This window comes from Clostridium sp. UBA3061 (assembly GCF_002367465.1).
Taxonomy (GTDB): Bacteria; Bacillota; Clostridia; order Clostridiales; family Clostridiaceae; genus Clostridium_J; species Clostridium_J sulfidigenes.
In genome coordinates this window covers 119,089-133,915 of record NZ_DFCF01000006.1, presented here as the reverse complement: position 1 = coordinate 133,915, position 14,827 = coordinate 119,089, and the positions used below count along the sequence as shown (strand labels likewise).

The 14,827-nt window shown below is 27.8% G+C and carries 22 protein-coding genes; 17 read left to right on the top strand and 5 right to left on the bottom strand.

Annotated elements, in window-relative coordinates:
• Positions 1-18: 18 nt before the first annotated feature.
• The 15 genes from B2P65_RS05295 to B2P65_RS05225 all read left to right on the top strand — a co-directional run bounded on the left by B2P65_RS05295 (position 19) and on the right by B2P65_RS05225 (position 9,215).
• Positions 19-276, top strand: coding sequence for a hypothetical protein (locus B2P65_RS05295; protein ID WP_346849064.1), 258 nt, complete (start codon positions 19-21; stop codon positions 274-276).
• Between the two features lie 101 nt (positions 277-377).
• Complete coding sequence (locus tag B2P65_RS05290) at positions 378-701, top strand: hypothetical protein (protein ID WP_346849063.1); 324 nt, start codon at positions 378-380, stop codon at positions 699-701.
• Positions 702-990: 289 nt separating this feature from the next.
• The gene (locus B2P65_RS05285; RefSeq protein WP_346849062.1) at positions 991-1,485 is read left to right on the top strand and encodes a hypothetical protein; all 495 of its coding nucleotides are present in this window, start codon (positions 991-993) and stop codon (positions 1,483-1,485) included.
• Between the two features lie 80 nt (positions 1,486-1,565).
• Complete coding sequence (locus tag B2P65_RS05280) at positions 1,566-1,952, top strand: hypothetical protein (protein WP_346879722.1); 387 nt, start codon at positions 1,566-1,568, stop codon at positions 1,950-1,952.
• 329 nt (positions 1,953-2,281) lie between these two features.
• Positions 2,282-2,956: a class I SAM-dependent methyltransferase gene (locus B2P65_RS05275; RefSeq protein ID WP_346849154.1), complete on the top strand. Its 675-nt coding sequence runs from the start codon at positions 2,282-2,284 to the stop codon at positions 2,954-2,956.
• Positions 2,957-3,019: 63 nt separating this feature from the next.
• Positions 3,020-3,253: a hypothetical protein gene (locus B2P65_RS05270; protein WP_346879721.1), complete on the top strand. Its 234-nt coding sequence runs from the start codon at positions 3,020-3,022 to the stop codon at positions 3,251-3,253.
• Complete coding sequence (locus B2P65_RS05265) at positions 3,254-3,685, top strand: Type 1 glutamine amidotransferase-like domain-containing protein (RefSeq protein ID WP_346879734.1); 432 nt, start codon at positions 3,254-3,256, stop codon at positions 3,683-3,685.
• A 49-nt stretch (positions 3,686-3,734) separates the two neighbouring features.
• Entirely contained in the window at positions 3,735-4,181 is a 447-nt protein-coding gene (locus B2P65_RS05260) for a hypothetical protein (RefSeq protein ID WP_346849059.1), read from the top strand.
• A 189-nt stretch (positions 4,182-4,370) separates the two neighbouring features.
• A complete protein-coding gene (locus B2P65_RS05255) occupies positions 4,371-4,844 on the top strand; it encodes a hypothetical protein (protein WP_346849058.1) in 474 nt (157 codons plus the stop codon).
• Positions 4,845-4,979: 135 nt separating this feature from the next.
• A complete protein-coding gene (locus B2P65_RS05250; protein WP_346879720.1) occupies positions 4,980-5,729 on the top strand; it encodes a DUF5694 domain-containing protein in 750 nt (249 codons plus the stop codon).
• 274 nt (positions 5,730-6,003) lie between these two features.
• Positions 6,004-6,291: a CD3324 family protein gene (locus B2P65_RS05245; RefSeq protein WP_150843961.1), complete on the top strand. Its 288-nt coding sequence runs from the start codon at positions 6,004-6,006 to the stop codon at positions 6,289-6,291.
• A 201-nt stretch (positions 6,292-6,492) separates the two neighbouring features.
• Positions 6,493-7,347 (top strand): RNA methyltransferase, encoded by an 855-nt coding sequence (locus B2P65_RS05240; RefSeq protein WP_346849056.1) that lies wholly within the window; start codon positions 6,493-6,495, stop codon positions 7,345-7,347.
• A 205-nt stretch (positions 7,348-7,552) separates the two neighbouring features.
• Positions 7,553-7,885 (top strand): PadR family transcriptional regulator, encoded by a 333-nt coding sequence (locus B2P65_RS05235; protein WP_346849055.1) that lies wholly within the window; start codon positions 7,553-7,555, stop codon positions 7,883-7,885.
• Positions 7,878-8,489, top strand: coding sequence for a DUF1048 domain-containing protein (locus B2P65_RS05230; protein WP_346879719.1), 612 nt, complete (start codon positions 7,878-7,880; stop codon positions 8,487-8,489). Before B2P65_RS05235 ends, B2P65_RS05230 begins: the two co-directional genes overlap by 8 nt.
• Before the next feature lie 195 nt (positions 8,490-8,684).
• Positions 8,685-9,215: a DUF3888 domain-containing protein gene (locus tag B2P65_RS05225; RefSeq protein ID WP_346849053.1), complete on the top strand. Its 531-nt coding sequence runs from the start codon at positions 8,685-8,687 to the stop codon at positions 9,213-9,215.
• A gap of 116 nt (positions 9,216-9,331) precedes the next feature.
• Here the strand turns inward: B2P65_RS05225 and B2P65_RS05220 are convergent, their stop codons facing one another.
• The 5 genes from B2P65_RS05220 to B2P65_RS05200 form a co-directional block, all read right to left on the bottom strand.
• Complete coding sequence (locus tag B2P65_RS05220; RefSeq protein ID WP_035131744.1) at positions 9,332-9,532, bottom strand: hypothetical protein; 201 nt, start codon at positions 9,530-9,532, stop codon at positions 9,332-9,334.
• Between the two features lie 284 nt (positions 9,533-9,816).
• Positions 9,817-10,887: a uroporphyrinogen decarboxylase family protein gene (locus tag B2P65_RS05215; protein WP_346849052.1), complete on the bottom strand. Its 1,071-nt coding sequence runs from the start codon at positions 10,885-10,887 to the stop codon at positions 9,817-9,819.
• Positions 10,888-11,171: 284 nt separating this feature from the next.
• Positions 11,172-11,372: an EscE/YscE/SsaE family type III secretion system needle protein co-chaperone gene (locus tag B2P65_RS05210; RefSeq protein WP_035131749.1), complete on the bottom strand. Its 201-nt coding sequence runs from the start codon at positions 11,370-11,372 to the stop codon at positions 11,172-11,174.
• A 252-nt stretch (positions 11,373-11,624) separates the two neighbouring features.
• The gene (locus B2P65_RS05205) at positions 11,625-11,816 is read right to left on the bottom strand and encodes a ferredoxin (protein ID WP_346849051.1); all 192 of its coding nucleotides are present in this window, start codon (positions 11,814-11,816) and stop codon (positions 11,625-11,627) included.
• A gap of 155 nt (positions 11,817-11,971) precedes the next feature.
• Complete coding sequence (locus B2P65_RS05200; RefSeq protein WP_035131754.1) at positions 11,972-12,559, bottom strand: restriction endonuclease; 588 nt, start codon at positions 12,557-12,559, stop codon at positions 11,972-11,974.
• 201 nt (positions 12,560-12,760) lie between these two features.
• On the opposite strand from B2P65_RS05200, the gene B2P65_RS05195 reads away from it, so the two are divergent.
• Complete coding sequence (locus tag B2P65_RS05195; RefSeq protein ID WP_346879718.1) at positions 12,761-13,243, top strand: dCMP deaminase family protein; 483 nt, start codon at positions 12,761-12,763, stop codon at positions 13,241-13,243.
• Positions 13,244-13,437: 194 nt separating this feature from the next.
• Positions 13,438-14,742 (top strand): branched-chain amino acid transport system II carrier protein, encoded by a 1,305-nt coding sequence (brnQ, locus tag B2P65_RS05190; protein ID WP_346879717.1) that lies wholly within the window; start codon positions 13,438-13,440, stop codon positions 14,740-14,742.
• The last annotated feature ends 85 nt before the right edge of the window (positions 14,743-14,827 follow it).

Sequence of the window (14,827 nt, the reverse complement as noted above, 5' to 3'; positions counted from 1 at the left end):
ATCTAGATTTAATAGGGGGTGAAAATTATTAATAATAAAAATAATGAATCAAAGTTAAATCCATTAGAAAACCAAGTAGAGGAGATAAATGAGTGGCAAAAGAACGCTAATAATCATGGTTATTTTATTGGCTCAGGCAAAGCACCATTACCTATGAAGAATATATTAAAGTCTCCTATAATTATGTTAATAATAGGAGTTATATTTGCAATACCAATAATATTTAGTTTAGTTAAGAATTTTAGCATTGAAACTATATTTAATAATGTGGGATAATAACCATAAGTATTATACTAATTACTGGAGGCATTATAAGGCTGCTAAACAAAAGTTAATGAATTCACAATATATAAGTAAATAATTGGGAGGTTAAAGGAATGAAATCAGATTCAAAAATTAGAATTAAGCTATTACTAATAGCAATGGTTTTTGTAGGAATATTGGCATTGTTTGGCTATATGATTTGGGGAAAACCAAAAACAATAACCTATACATCTGCTATAAAAATTGTTGATGTCAATAACAAGGAAGATATAGCTAAATATGAAAAATATAAAAATCCTTATGCATATAAAGAAAAAGAAAATAATCAATTCACATTAAAATATCATAATTATATATATCCTTTAAAACCTATTGATAGCACACTAATATTAACATCAGAGCAATATGACGAGATAGTTGAGGGAAATGACTATTGATTTAAAATAAAATTTTATACTCCTGATAATAGTGGTATTGGGATTGTAAAAAAAGTTTATACGGATGATCCTGCAAGAAAATAAAATATATTTCTGGTTGACATAAGAAAAGTTTAATTTTTGAAAATTATTTTTGAAAAAAATAATTATATGTTTATAAAATTTTATTTATATCTAGGAGGCTTAATGATAGTTATATCAAGGCTTTGTAGATTAAAGAACATAAAAATAATAAAAGCTAAAAATATGTTATGTTATAGTTATTTTCATTTTGAAGGAGGGATAAAATATGATTTTATTTATAGAATGTGTTATTTCCTGTGCAGTTTTCACGCTAATTATATTACCTTCTCTTTATAAAGATCCTATTAAGCATATTATGTCTTACCCTAAAGAAATTATAGAAAGGGTAGAAAATCTGCCTCAGTATAAAGATGTTATTAAAGTAGAGAAAAAAAGACATTTATCAATTAAATTAATTTCAGTATTGATTTTTGCAATTGTTCTTGCTGTAGTGGCATATTATTCTGGTGCAAAAAACTTTAAGTCTGCATATATACACGTGTTTATACTATTTTTTGTGGTGAATATTTACGATATGATAGTATTAGATATTGGACTTTTTTGTCATAGTAAAAGAACAAGAATACCTGGAACTGAGGATATGGATAAAGAATATAAGAATCCCTGGCATCATATAAGGGGTGCTGTTATAGGAATAATAATTAGCACTGTTGTTGCTTTATTATCAGGGGCAATAGTCCATATCATAGGGATAATATAAAGTTACTAATTGAATTTTATAATGGACTATAGAGTATTAGAAATCAGATGAAAATTAATATAATTAAGGGGGTTATTAAAATGTTAGGAAAAGAAGATATAGTTAAAATACTTAAAAACATGGAGTTACCTTTAAGTGAATATTGGATAACCTCTGGTGCAGGTTTAGTAATTCATGGTGTTAAAGAAACCACAAATGATATTGATTTAGGATGTACTACAAATTTAGTTGAACTATTTTTAAAAAAAGGTTGTAAGTACACAGTAGAAAAAGATAATTCAAGAATTATTCAGATAAACGATACAATAGAAATACTAGAAAATTGGTTCGTTGATGAAATAGTGATCATTGATGGATTACCTGTAGGAAGTTTAGAAAGTATAAAAAAGCAGAAGGCACAATTAGGAAGAGAGAAGGATATTAAGGATATTAAGCTTATAGATGATTATATTAAGAATAGAAGTTAATATAAAAATTTGGAAATATGAAATAAGGAATACTTATAGAGTTCAATTAGGAGTGAATAAATGAGAAAGGTATTAATTATTTTTCTGGAATTAACTATGAAGACATAATTGATAAAGAGCATCTTCCTATAAATTTTGATGCAAAAAAAGGAAATGCAACCCGAAAGGCATTTGATGATAGGGAGTTATAATACAAGTAAAATTTACAAGGAAACATTAAATTTTTTAATTTGGAGGGTATTATGAATTTAACAGAACTTAATCCTAAAGGTAGATTTAGTAGTTGAGTAGAAAACTATGCAAAATATAGACCTAACTATCCTAATGAAATAATAGGGTTTCTAAATACATCAATTGGCTTAACTAAAGAAGCAATTATTGCTGATATTGGCTCTGGAACAGGAATCTCTGCTAAATTATTTTTGGATAATGGAAACAAAGTATACGGCATTGAACCTAATGCAGAAATGAGGTCCACTGGAGAGAAGTATCTAATTAATTACACAGATTTTCATTCAATAGATGCATCTTCTGAATATACAAAGTTGGAATCAGAATCAGTAGATATAATTACATCAGGACAAGCATTCCATTGGTTTGAACCAGAAGCTACAAAAAAAGAATTCCTCAGAATATTAAAACCTGGCGCGTTCGTAGTAATTATCAATAATAGAAGAAAATTTAGCAATAGCAAATTTATGAATGAATATATGGAACTAATTGAAAAATACTCAGAACGTGAGGGGGGGAATTCACTTAATACGGATTTACCCAAATTCTTTGGTTTAAAAACAATCGATAAAGAAATATTTTCTAATCCTCAAGTGTATAATTTGGAAAGATTAAAAGGGGATTTAGTATCTTATTCATATATTCCAAATGAAGAAGATCCAAGATTCAATTATATGATTACGGAACTTGAACTTCTATTTAAAAAGTATAATAAAAATGGGGAATTGACTTTTGATTATGAAACAGTAGTATATTACTGCAAAATGAAGTAATTCACATAAATAATAATTGGAAATATCATTACTTTGTGAATTATGAAGAGAGGAAGAATATTAATGGTTAATATATTATTTAGTTTATATAATTTCCATGAAAATTGGGCAAAAGATACGATGGAAAAATATATAAAGTGTAATGATAAGGTTTTGGTAATTCCATTTTCTTTCGGTGAAAATATAAGCAATGATATGGAGTGGCAGAGTGCCTATAGTAAATATAAAGGAAAGTATTATAACACTATTGTTCTACTATTTTTAAGTTATGGAATTAGGGAAGAAAATATAGACTAGATAAATTATTTTAAAGATACAGAAGAAAATGCAAAAAAGAAAGTAAGAAACAGTGACATAATATTTTTTACCGGAGGGTTACCTGATAAAATGATGTATCGCTTAAAGGAATTTGATTTAATAAATGAGATTGAAAGTTTTGTAGGAGTAATTATAGGTATTAGTGCTGGAGCAATAATTCAGATAGCAGATTACCATATTACTCCTGATAAAGATTATGATACATTCTCATATAATAGAGGATTAAATTTGATTAGAGACTTTGATATTAAAGTTCATTATGAAGATACAGAAATAGAAAAAAATTATATAAATAAGGTATTAAATGAAAGAACAGATACTGTATATGCAATTAAAGATACTGGTGGGATAATTGTTGATAATAATGCAATTACATTACTTGGAGATACACAAATATTTAGTAGGAAATAGTTTAACTTTTTTCAAAATTAAAAAAGTTGATTGTGTAGATGGGGGAGTTATGAAGAGAATTATAAATATATTATTGGTTAGTTTACTGTTTTGGTTTACGTTGGATATTACAGGGTTTTCTATAGGAAATTCTTGCTTAGTTGAAAGCCCAGGCATACTGAGTTTTGATACTACTTGGTGGATAATTTTTGTTGTTTGTTCTATGCTATTTTTCTTAAAAGAAAAACAAGGTAAATATGTATTATCAGTATTTCTTACGGTTTGGGTTATAGTTCAATATTTTTCACATTGGAATTACACAATTTTTGGTGTAACTGAGAGGAAATTAAGTGGGTATAATAAATTCTTTGCTAACACATACCATATTATTCCACAATCTGATAGTATATTGATACCTGATTTATACCATATAATTTTACACATATTATTAATCTCATTACTTGTTTTAATGATAGTGTATATATTTCAAAAAAGAAATAGAATAACTTCAGCTTAATCCATTTGTTCCTATAATTATAATTGAGTTTGATTAGGAGATAAATTAATAATTTAGTGGAATTGTTATTTGTATTATGCAGGGCGTAAATATATCACAAAAGAAGAGTAAATAAGTATATGTTTTGGATAATGAAATAATTGTTAATAACATTTATAGCTTTAAATATATAATGGGAGATTAGCTGATATGAGGATAGTTAAAAAATTATTTATAGTATTAGTAATTATAATAGTAGCAATTACAATATTGCCTTGGATAGTATTTCCAATTAGTAATAATATAAAGTTATATAAGTTTTCAAAGCAATTATATAATTGTAAATTGCCAAATAATACCCAGTTAATTGATAAAGATTCTGTATATGGTAAATTAAATGGTAATGGTAATGGATTAGATTTTGCTACTGTTATAGTATTAAAATCTGAATTGGATACCGAAAATATAGAAAACTACTATAAATCAAGAGATTTTCATACTATAGAAGAGAAAGATAATCCTCCAACTATAGAGGTTGGAGTTATAAGTGATGGTAAAATTGATAGTAAATTATTAGAGCATAAAAGTTTTATATTGGACGAAGATAGCAAAAAGGATGATTACTATTATGTAATTATTTATGATGGTGGGTATGCTTCTAATTTTGATATTAATGGTAATTAAAAATTATATAAGCATTATATTTTGAACTTAACCAATAAAAATAAGTCATAGTATTCTTAAGTTTCAATGTAATTTAGAGAATTAATTGTAAATTTATAAATGTTTTATATTATATAGAAAATGGGGGGTGTATTTATGGAGAAAAAAGCGAAGATACTTATATTAGGAACTTATCATTTTGGAAAGGGTGGAGAACATTTATTAAAAACTGAATATGAGGATATTACCACTGAGAAAAAACAAAAAGAGATTAAGGTAGTAATAGAAAAGCTAATGCAATTTAAACCAAATAAAATTGCTGTTGAAGCAAATCGAGGAAAAGAAGAGGAATTAAATAAGGCTTATTCCGAGTATTGTATAAATAATTATAATTCATCTAACAAAATAATAAGTCATAGAAATGAAATTGTTCAATTAGGGTTTAGGTTAGGACAAATATTAAAACATAATAAAATTTATCCTATAGACTATCCGGTAGATTTACCGGAACAGGTTTTTGAATATGCTGAAAAGAATTGTCCAGAGTTCTATGAGAAGTTTATGAATGAAATAAAGGAATGTAATATAAGTGAAAATGAAATTATGAAGAATAGTACAGTTATTGAAATCCTAAAGCATCTTAATGATCCTACGCGTATTGCAAAGGAGCATAGTGATTTATATTTAGATATGGCTCAAATAGGAGCTGGAGATAAATATTATGGAGTGGACATGCTTACAGAATGGTATAGGAGAAATCTTTATATTTTTGGAAATCTACAAGATATAGTTGAACCTGGAGATAGAGTTTTGGTTATTTATGGAGCTGGACATTGCAAAATACTTCAGGATTTTGTATCAGAGTATAATGATTTTGAATTAGTAGATACCTTGGAGTATCTATAAATCTAGATATCTAGATTTATAATTTAGAAGATTAATTGATGATTTCTATAGTATTTGGTATTATATAGAAAATAAGGTTTATTGGGGGTAGTAAATATGAAATTTCAATTAGCTAAGAAAGAACAACTCAAAATACTCTGTGCAAAGTCTGTAAGTATGGCTTAAGGCGACAATTGCACAGAGGTAAATATCTAGTCGCCATTACTAAATAAATTCATACTTATACAGGCTTTGTTTCCTTAATTTAAAGTATAAATTTAAGGAGCTGAGTTTTATGGGATATGTAAAGGCTGAAACAATTTTACCAGATAATTTATTAAGAGAAATTCAAAAGTATATTCAAGGAGAATATGTATATATTCCATCTGAACATACAACACGGAAAAAGTGGGGAGAAAAGTCAGGAACCAGGCAGCGTATACAAAATAGAAATGAAGTTATACGTAATAAGCATGAAAGTGGATATACCATTGATGAGCTGTCAGAAGAATTTTTTCTTTCTATAGATAGTATTAAAAAAATTGTATATAGTAAAAATAGAAATGAAAAGCTATCACTCTGATAATGAGTGGTAGCTTTTTATGTGCAAAGAATAATATAGAATTGTTCTTTATATATTAATTGATGATCTCTGTATATTAAAATAAGTATGATGATAAATTTTGATATGTGAAATTCTTAATTAAAGATATTTATGTTTGTGGGGTGAAATATAAATAATAAATTTTTTGAATTAGGTATACAGAAAGGAATAATATTTAAAATGGGGTTAGATATAGAGGAATTAGGTGAAGAGTTTTCTCATTTAAAACTTGTTGGTAGTAAGGACAATTCAATAAGACTAATCAATGGAATAATAAAAAATAAAAGGGGTGAAGATGAAGATTTATTTGTTATAGAGGGATTATGGGCCTATGAAAAGATAATTAAAAGTAATATTAGAATAATAAACTTTGTATTTTGTCTAGAGTTTATTAAAAACAAATCTATCCTTGATATGGTTAAGAGTATTTCTATGGTAGCAGAGAATTCATGTTTAATATCAAGTAATTTGTGTAAAAGATTGAGTAGCAGAGATAGTGGAGAAGGATTTTTTCTATTATGTAGTTTTCCAAAGTATGACCTTAAGGATGTAAAGCTAAAGGAAAACAATTTGCTAGTAATACTTGATGGATTAGAGAAACCAGGAAATATTGGAACAATCATAAGGTCAGTTGATGGTGCTGGTGGAGATGGAGTAATTATTTGTAATAGTAAAGTTAGAAAAACAAATCAAAAGCTGATAAAGTCAAGCATGGGATCTAGTTTTATGTTGCCAGTTGTAAGTAGTGATATAGAATTACTTGTAAGGTGGCTTAAGAGTAACGGATTTAAGATTATTGTTACTGATTTAAAAGCCAGTAACAATTACTATGATGCTAATTATAAGGGGAGAATTGCTATTATTGTAGGAAATGAAATACATGGAATTTCAGAAATTTGGAATAAATATGAATGTGAAAGAATAATAATCCCCATGTTTGGAGGTGCAGATTCCTTAAATGTAGGAGTAGCAGCTACTATGATTGTTTATGAAGCAAGCCTTTCTCAAAAGAATTTAGGTAAAAGAATTGGCTAACTATGATTTAAATAAATCATAGTTTTATGGATTATATAAGTAGGAAAGAGGGCGTAGTCGTAGAGGCTACACCTTCTTTTTTTAGTGATTATTTTTAGTAAGTATTAAGTAATAGCAGGATTTATTAAAATATACCTTGCAATGCAAAGTACATTTTAATATAATAATAATATACTTTGTATTACAAGGTAAAGGAGGAGTTGCTGTGAATAATAATTCTCAAATTCTTAAAGGTATTCTTGAAGGATGTATACTAAGTATAATTTCAAAGGAAGAGACCTATGGTTATGAACTACTAACAAAATTAAAAGGATGTGGATTTGAAGATATTGTTGAGGGAACGCTTTATCCATTATTACTTAGGCTTGAAAAAAATCAGTTAATAATTGCTGAAAGAAGGAAATCATCCGCGGGAGTTAATAGAAAATATTATAAACTATCAGAAATGGGAAGTATAGAACTTGAAGGTTTTATAGAATACTGGAATAAACTACATGTTAATGTAAATAAGATTATAGGGGGGATGGACGATGAGTAATAGCATATTGAGGGATGAATATAAGGAAGCATACACCAGTATAGTAATGTACTTATCAAGTAGTGGTATGGAAGGTAGCTTTATTGATGAAGTAAGTGAGGATGTAAAGGACTTACTAATAAGTGCACAGGATGATGGTATTGATGTGAAGAGTATAATTGGTAATAATATTGAAGAATTTTGTAAAGAAATAATAAAATCAAAGGATATTAATAGTAGTACAATACTTAATATATATCAAAGTACTAGGTGGGCTATAATTATGTCAGCAATGATGTCATTATTATATTATATATTTCATATGAAATTCACCTTAAATATAATTTTTATGTTTATAGTTGACTTTTTGTTTTGTAGGTTTATTTTTAGTATAGGATTAAGGAAAGTAATAATAAAAAATAAAGGAAATACAAAAAAAATAATAAAGGTGTTATTATTATATATTTTATTTGTGATACCAGGAGCAATTCTAAACTTTATCTTAATTACAAATTTTGTTGTAGAAATTAATTCATTATACACATTCATGATTTTAGTAGCAATATTGCTATTAAGTTACATCATAGGTAAAGCTTTTAGAAATAGAAAGGTGAGGTTAGATTAAGTAATAAAGCAGTAGAATTTTAGCTTTCTACTGCTTTATTTATATAGACAAATAACAAAATATTTAACCTTTTAAATAGGTTTCTGTAAGAAGTTTTTACAATATGAGTTTTTATTGTAGTGTATCCTTGGCTGTAAGTATACACATACTATATACATAAAGGGAATGAGAATTAAAGAAAAGAGGGCATAAGTAATGATTAATTTTAAAAAGTACATTAAGAAGGGACAAATTTTATTGGCTGTTATGGTATTAATGTATAATATAAATGAGAAAATAATATTTGGAGTAGAAAATGATGAAGTACATGGAAGGATGGAAGGTGATAAGATTTTTATGAATGTATCTACAACCGTAGACTTACCTCATCAACCACCTAAGGAGTCCACAGAAGAACTGTATCAAGATGTGTTTTTAGCTTTACTAATGCCTTATATCCAGATTGAGGTGGAAAAATATTATTCTACATACTTATCTCAAACGCCACTAGTTGATCCTTACTCCATATATATAAATAGTATTTCTAGACCAAATGGTTATCGTTCCTTTGTATTTGATATAAGCCTTCAAGTAAATCCCTATATAGGACCTCATATTCTTGTAGGAACTGATAATATTGATTTCACTGTAGAAGGTAACGGAAGGGTTAAGGTGAAAAAGTTTGAACATATAAAAAGTTATGACTTACCACCAACCTATGAGCATATAATGACAGAGATTGTATAAGATTTTAGCATCAGGTTGTTATAACTAGTGAAGTTAGAGTAAAATAAAATTCGCCAATACCCTAAAAGGGATATTGGCGAAGAGGAAATAGTGGAATATAATAGCACTAGTTTTTACTATTCTTCATAGTTAGAAAGTGTGTTATTTAATGAATGTAGTGCACTTTCTACTGAGTTAAGGGTATTTTCGATTATTTGTCTGTTTTGTGATTTTTCAACAGATTTTAATGCTTGATCCAAGCAAGTTTTTGAATCTTGAAGTTCAATTTGTACATCTCGTAGATGGCGTTTAGCGCTTTTTCCTTCATTATTGTGCATAACAATTACCTCCTAAAACTTTATTTTTAAGGTATGGAGCTAGCATATTATGAAAATAAGCTTAAGCTCAATCCAAGAGTGAATTTTTGTTCATAGTAAATTTCTTCATCTACAACAGTCCTATTAACACCATTATTATCAGAAGAATTTCACTATGGAATATCAAAATTATTATATGTCATAAATTTAAAATCATACTTGGAAAGTTTAGCTTATGAAAGAAAAAACCTTAAGAAATAGATTATTAAAGAATCTATTTCTTAAGGTTTCAGTAAAAAGTTCTATTAATCATTCATTAGTTCTTCTAGATCTATTGGATACTTTCCGTATAGTTTACCAGCATCCATAAAGGCTTCAATATTCTTCATTGGAGTGTGCATTGGAATTTGACATCCAGTGCTTAAAATATAACCTTTTTGAGAATTGAAACCTTTTCTAATACATTGTTTTACTGACTTAAAAATGTCTTCTTTAGTTCCAGCATATATAACATCAACAGGAGGAACATTTCCGGTTATTACAACTTTATCACCAATCACATTTTTAGCTTCTTCTATATCTTCTATATTATCAATACTAAAATTAGAAATTCCAGTATTCACAACATCTTCCCAAATGTCTCTACTTTTTCCGCAGATGTGTATACCAGGGTAACTACCAGTTTTTTCTTTTATTTTATTTATGTTTTTTTGAAGAGCAGGTAAGGAAAATTCTCTGAATTGCTTTGGACTTATAAGACTTGTTGATGAGACTGGATCAGCAAAACTAATTGAGATACCCAGTTTAGCAACTTCTTCTATGTATCTATTATTAGATTCTGACACTATTTCCATAAGAGTATGAACCTTTTTAGGATATTTAATCATCCATTTTAATAAATTTTCAGTTCCTACTACAGAGGCTGCAACACTAAAAGGACCAGACATAGAGGCACTGACATCTACATCATTTATAAGTGCATCTTTAGTAAGTTTTAATGCTTCCAGTAGTATAGGTAATTTTCCATCCTTTAGAGGGTTTACTATTTTGAGAGATTCAATTTCATCTATTGATTTAATAGCAGGTTCTAGTAAATAGGAGATAGCATAATCAGGATAGCATACCTTGGCTCCCATAGCTTCAGCCACTCCTCTAAGACTAGTAGATATGCCTACGCTATCATGACGAAGTTTTTTAAACAAAGCTATTTCTAAATCTGCCATTAGTCGTGCAGAATGATAGTAATCCTTAGTTGTTATACCAATGAATGGCGCCATAGTTGCTCCCATGTCGGGGATACAAATTAGTCTATCAATTTCTAATCCTCTAGAAAATGCATCCATTCTCTCTTTTGGAGTCATTTCTTCTTTAATCACTTAAAGGTTCCCTCCTAACAAAAATATATTTTACATATTAGTTACATAACTCTAAAGTAATTATATAAGACAAAAATGAATATGTATAATTGAATTATCCTATATATAATATATATCTATTGATATAACCAATATAAAAAGATAAATTTTGTTTGTTAAAATGATGAAATATAATATAGAAAAAGACTGAGATATTAATTATTTTATTTAATATCTCAGTCTCTCTATTAAATTAATTGGTATTCATATAGAACTCAAGGTTTTGGGATTAACCTTGTGTTTTGTTATTCTTGATAGTTAGAAAGAGTACTATTTACTGAATTTAATGCACTTTCTACTGAATTAAGAGTATTTTGGATTTTTTGTCTATTTTGTGGTTTTTCAACAGAGTTTAATGCTTGATTTAAGCAGTTTGTTGAATCTTGAAGTTTACTTTGTACATCCTGAACATGTTGTTTAGCATTTTTTCCTTGATTTTGTTGCATAACAATTTCCTCCTAAGTTTTATTTTCAGATATTAAGATAAAATTTAATACCTAATTTAATTTTTAGTCATAGTAAGTTTCTGTACAATAGATAATTATTATTACTAAGAGGTAAAGAAATTCACTATGAACTAGTAAAGTTATTGTATGTTATAAATTTTAAATTATACTTTTAAATTTTATTATCAAAACTAATAATATAATCATAACTAAGTATTAAGATAAGAAAAGCTAGGCAGTAAGCCTAGCTCATTATTCTTTAATATCTATGGCATCTACAGGACATTGATCTCTTCCATCAACAGCTCCAGCTTCAAGATCAGAAGGAACATCTCCATCTATAGCTTCAGCTTTACCATCATCATCGAATGAATAAATCTCAGGGCAGACACCAACACAAGCTCCACAACTTATACATGTATCTTTATTTACGATTGCTTCCATATTTACTCCTCCTTGTTTTTAATATATTAACAAGATTAGTGTTTGCAGTAATTGATTTCATATACGCAAAAATTAGAAAATTAATTAATAATAGGTACATGGATGTTAGAGTAAATATATATAATTATGTATTTATATCAGGAGTAGTTGAGTTTTTAAATCTCTACGGCGAGTTCATAGTCATCTTGATTTTCTCGTTCTTCAATAAGCTTTAAAATATTATCCATAGTATATATTTTAAGAGATAGATCACTGTTGTCTTCTAGTTTACCAATGTATTCTAGGGCATTAGGGGACACACTGCCTGTAGTAAGAATAATACCTTTTTTTATATTGTTTGCCATCATAGCACCAACAAGTTTTTGGCATATAACTCTTCCTATAAAAAACTCATCAGAAGCATTATCTTCATCATTAGAGGCTAGAGTTGGATTAGAATCATATCTTTTACATTCAACATAGATTTTTTCATCGTCATAATTTGTAAGAATCAAATCAACTCCACCATCATTACTAGGAGGTGTAAGCTTTATATCCTTATATTCAGGGTTATTATGAAAAAGCCATTGACAGAAGCCTTCAAATTGAAGCCCTGTTAATCTATTAATATTTTCTTTTTTAATCCTCATAGTAAATTTTAGTTGTTCATCTTTAAAGCCTCTTATTTTCTCAATAAATTGAGTAAAGCTCTTTATAAGTATTATGAGTACTATAAGTAGTACTAAAATTTCATATTTGTTCATAAGAATCACCTCGTATAATAATTATTGTCATTATAGAAAAAAGTTAATCAATATATTTGGGATTTTTGCTTTACCATGTGATATTAATGAGCACAATAAACAGATATTTTTATATGAAATCCATAACAGATTTAGAAAAGTATCTTTAATTATGAAGGTTTTTAATATAAAATAGTAATAAATACTTCAAGGAGGTTAAGTATGAAGAGAGAAGATTATATTTCTTGGAATGATTATTTTATGAGTATTTCTTTGTTATCAGGAATGAGAAGTAAGGATCCATCAACACAGGTTGGAGCTTGTATAGTTGATTGCAACAATAGGATAGTTTCTATTGGATATAATGGATTTATTAATGGATGTAGTGATGAAGATTTTCCTTGGAGTAGGGATGGAGAATTTTTAGAAACTAAGTATCCTTATGTAGTGCATGCTGAGCAAAATGCTATTTTAAATGCTAGAGGTAAGTCTTTAGAAGGCTGTAGACTATATGTAAATTTATTCCCTTGCCATGAATGTGCTAGAAATATCATTCAATCAGGCATAAAGGAAGTTTATTATCTTAGTGATAAGTATGCTGAAACAGATTCTATAAAAGCCTCTAAATATATGTTTGAAAAGGCTAATATGAAATTAACTCAATTAACTCCAAGTGTAGACAAGATAGAGATAAAATTAAAATAGACCTATTAAATTAGAGCTAAAAGGATTGTCTCATATTTTTATATTGAGATAATCTTTTTTTATTTATGAGAAATATCAACTGAATTTTAGAATGAATTAAAGTCCCATTTTAAAATTGGTTGAACGTATACCTAAGAGGTTAATTATAATAAATAATTATATGTTAAGACGGAATTTGTTAAGGAGTAGATTAAATGAAAACTAAAGATATGACGAGAGATGCTATAGTAATTGGTTTTGCTTTATTTGCTATGTTTTTTGGAGCAGGAAATCTTATATTTCCAACATTTTTAGGACTAGAATCAGGGATAAGTTGGAGTAGTGGATTGTTTGGATTTGTTTTAGCTGATGTAGGCTTAGCTATACTATCAATTATAGCTGCAGCTAAATGCAATGGAGATGTAAGTGAAATTTTTGGAAAGGTAGGTAAAAAATTATCAATAATTTTGGGTGCTGTTATAATGGTATGCTTAGGACCACTTCTAGCCATACCGAGGACAGCAGCAACAACCTATGAAATGGGTATTGTGCCAATATTCAAAGGATTTAGCCCAGTAGTATTTTCAATAATATTTTTTTCAATAACATTGGTTTTATCTATAAAACCATCTAGAGTAATTGATATAATAGGTCAGTTTTTAACCCCAATGCTTCTCATAACTCTACTATTACTCATATTAGTTGGAATAATAAATCCAATTGATTCTATCAGTATAGCGCCAAGAGTAGAAAGTATATTTGCAGAAGGAGTAATTCAAGGCTATCAAACCATGGATGCATTAGGAGCTATAGCATTATCTACTGTTGTAATAACAACATTAAGTAATAAAGGATATAAAGGAATAAAAGAAAAAATAAAATTAACCTTAAAAGCATCTATTGTTGCCTCAATAGGACTAGTTTTAGTCTATGGCGGGTTGACTTATTTAGGAGCTACCATTTCAAATCAATATACAAACATACCATTAGGAGAAATATCTCAAACTGCATTAATAGTACATATAACAGATATATTACTTGGAAAACCAGGAAAGATATTATTAGCAATAATAATAGGTCTTGCATGTCTTACAACAGCAATAGGACTTACGTCTGCAACAGCCCAGTATTTTAGTAAAGTATCAAAGGGAAAATGGAAATATAGAGATATAGTTATATTCGTATGCGTGTTTAGTAGTATAGTAGCTAATTTTGGAGTAAGTACTATAATAAAATTTTCAGCACCAATATTAAGCGTAATCTATCCTCCAACAGTTACATTAGTAATATTAACATTATTTAAAGAAAAAATTAAGAACAATTATGTGTTTATTTTTTCAACATATACAGCTTTATTTATAAGTGTATTAACGGTTTTAAACCATATGGGAATAGGCAGTTCAATAGGAGTACCAATAGTAACTGAACTTCCATTTGCAAATTTAGGTTTTAACTGGATAGTTCCAGTTATAGTGGCAGGTATAATGGGGAATTTTATTAAAACAAACACAGAAATATAATATCTTCATCATATTTCATACTACAAAGATATACAAGGCAATCAATAAGTGTTATGGATGATTTATATAATTGTAGCAAACATGT

Excerpts from the sequence above, each read along its gene's own strand:
- B2P65_RS05270 (WP_346879721.1), top strand. The coding sequence starts at position 3,020 with ATGGTTAATATATTATTTAGTTTATATAATTTCCATGAAAATTGGGCA.
- B2P65_RS05205 (WP_346849051.1), bottom strand. The coding sequence starts at position 11,816 with ATGGAAGCAATCGTAAATAAAGATACATGTATAAGTTGTGGAGCTTGT.
- B2P65_RS05255 (WP_346849058.1), top strand. The coding sequence starts at position 4,371 with ATGAGGATAGTTAAAAAATTATTTATAGTATTAGTAATTATAATAGTA.
- B2P65_RS05230 (WP_346879719.1), top strand. The coding sequence starts at position 7,878 with ATGAGTAATAGCATATTGAGGGATGAATATAAGGAAGCATACACCAGT.
- B2P65_RS05285 (WP_346849062.1), top strand. The coding sequence starts at position 991 with ATGATTTTATTTATAGAATGTGTTATTTCCTGTGCAGTTTTCACGCTA.
- B2P65_RS05200 (WP_035131754.1), bottom strand. The coding sequence starts at position 12,559 with ATGAACAAATATGAAATTTTAGTACTACTTATAGTACTCATAATACTT.
- B2P65_RS05250 (WP_346879720.1), top strand. The coding sequence starts at position 4,980 with ATGGAGAAAAAAGCGAAGATACTTATATTAGGAACTTATCATTTTGGA.
- B2P65_RS05225 (WP_346849053.1), top strand. The coding sequence starts at position 8,685 with ATGATTAATTTTAAAAAGTACATTAAGAAGGGACAAATTTTATTGGCT.
- B2P65_RS05240 (WP_346849056.1), top strand. The coding sequence starts at position 6,493 with ATGGGGTTAGATATAGAGGAATTAGGTGAAGAGTTTTCTCATTTAAAA.
- B2P65_RS05260 (WP_346849059.1), top strand. The coding sequence starts at position 3,735 with ATGAAGAGAATTATAAATATATTATTGGTTAGTTTACTGTTTTGGTTT.
- B2P65_RS05290 (WP_346849063.1), top strand. The coding sequence starts at position 378 with ATGAAATCAGATTCAAAAATTAGAATTAAGCTATTACTAATAGCAATG.
- brnQ (WP_346879717.1), top strand. The coding sequence starts at position 13,438 with ATGAAAACTAAAGATATGACGAGAGATGCTATAGTAATTGGTTTTGCT.
- B2P65_RS05195 (WP_346879718.1), top strand. The coding sequence starts at position 12,761 with ATGAAGAGAGAAGATTATATTTCTTGGAATGATTATTTTATGAGTATT.
- B2P65_RS05280 (WP_346879722.1), top strand. The coding sequence starts at position 1,566 with ATGTTAGGAAAAGAAGATATAGTTAAAATACTTAAAAACATGGAGTTA.
- B2P65_RS05245 (WP_150843961.1), top strand. The coding sequence starts at position 6,004 with ATGGGATATGTAAAGGCTGAAACAATTTTACCAGATAATTTATTAAGA.
- B2P65_RS05210 (WP_035131749.1), bottom strand. The coding sequence starts at position 11,372 with ATGCAACAAAATCAAGGAAAAAATGCTAAACAACATGTTCAGGATGTA.
- B2P65_RS05220 (WP_035131744.1), bottom strand. The coding sequence starts at position 9,532 with ATGCACAATAATGAAGGAAAAAGCGCTAAACGCCATCTACGAGATGTA.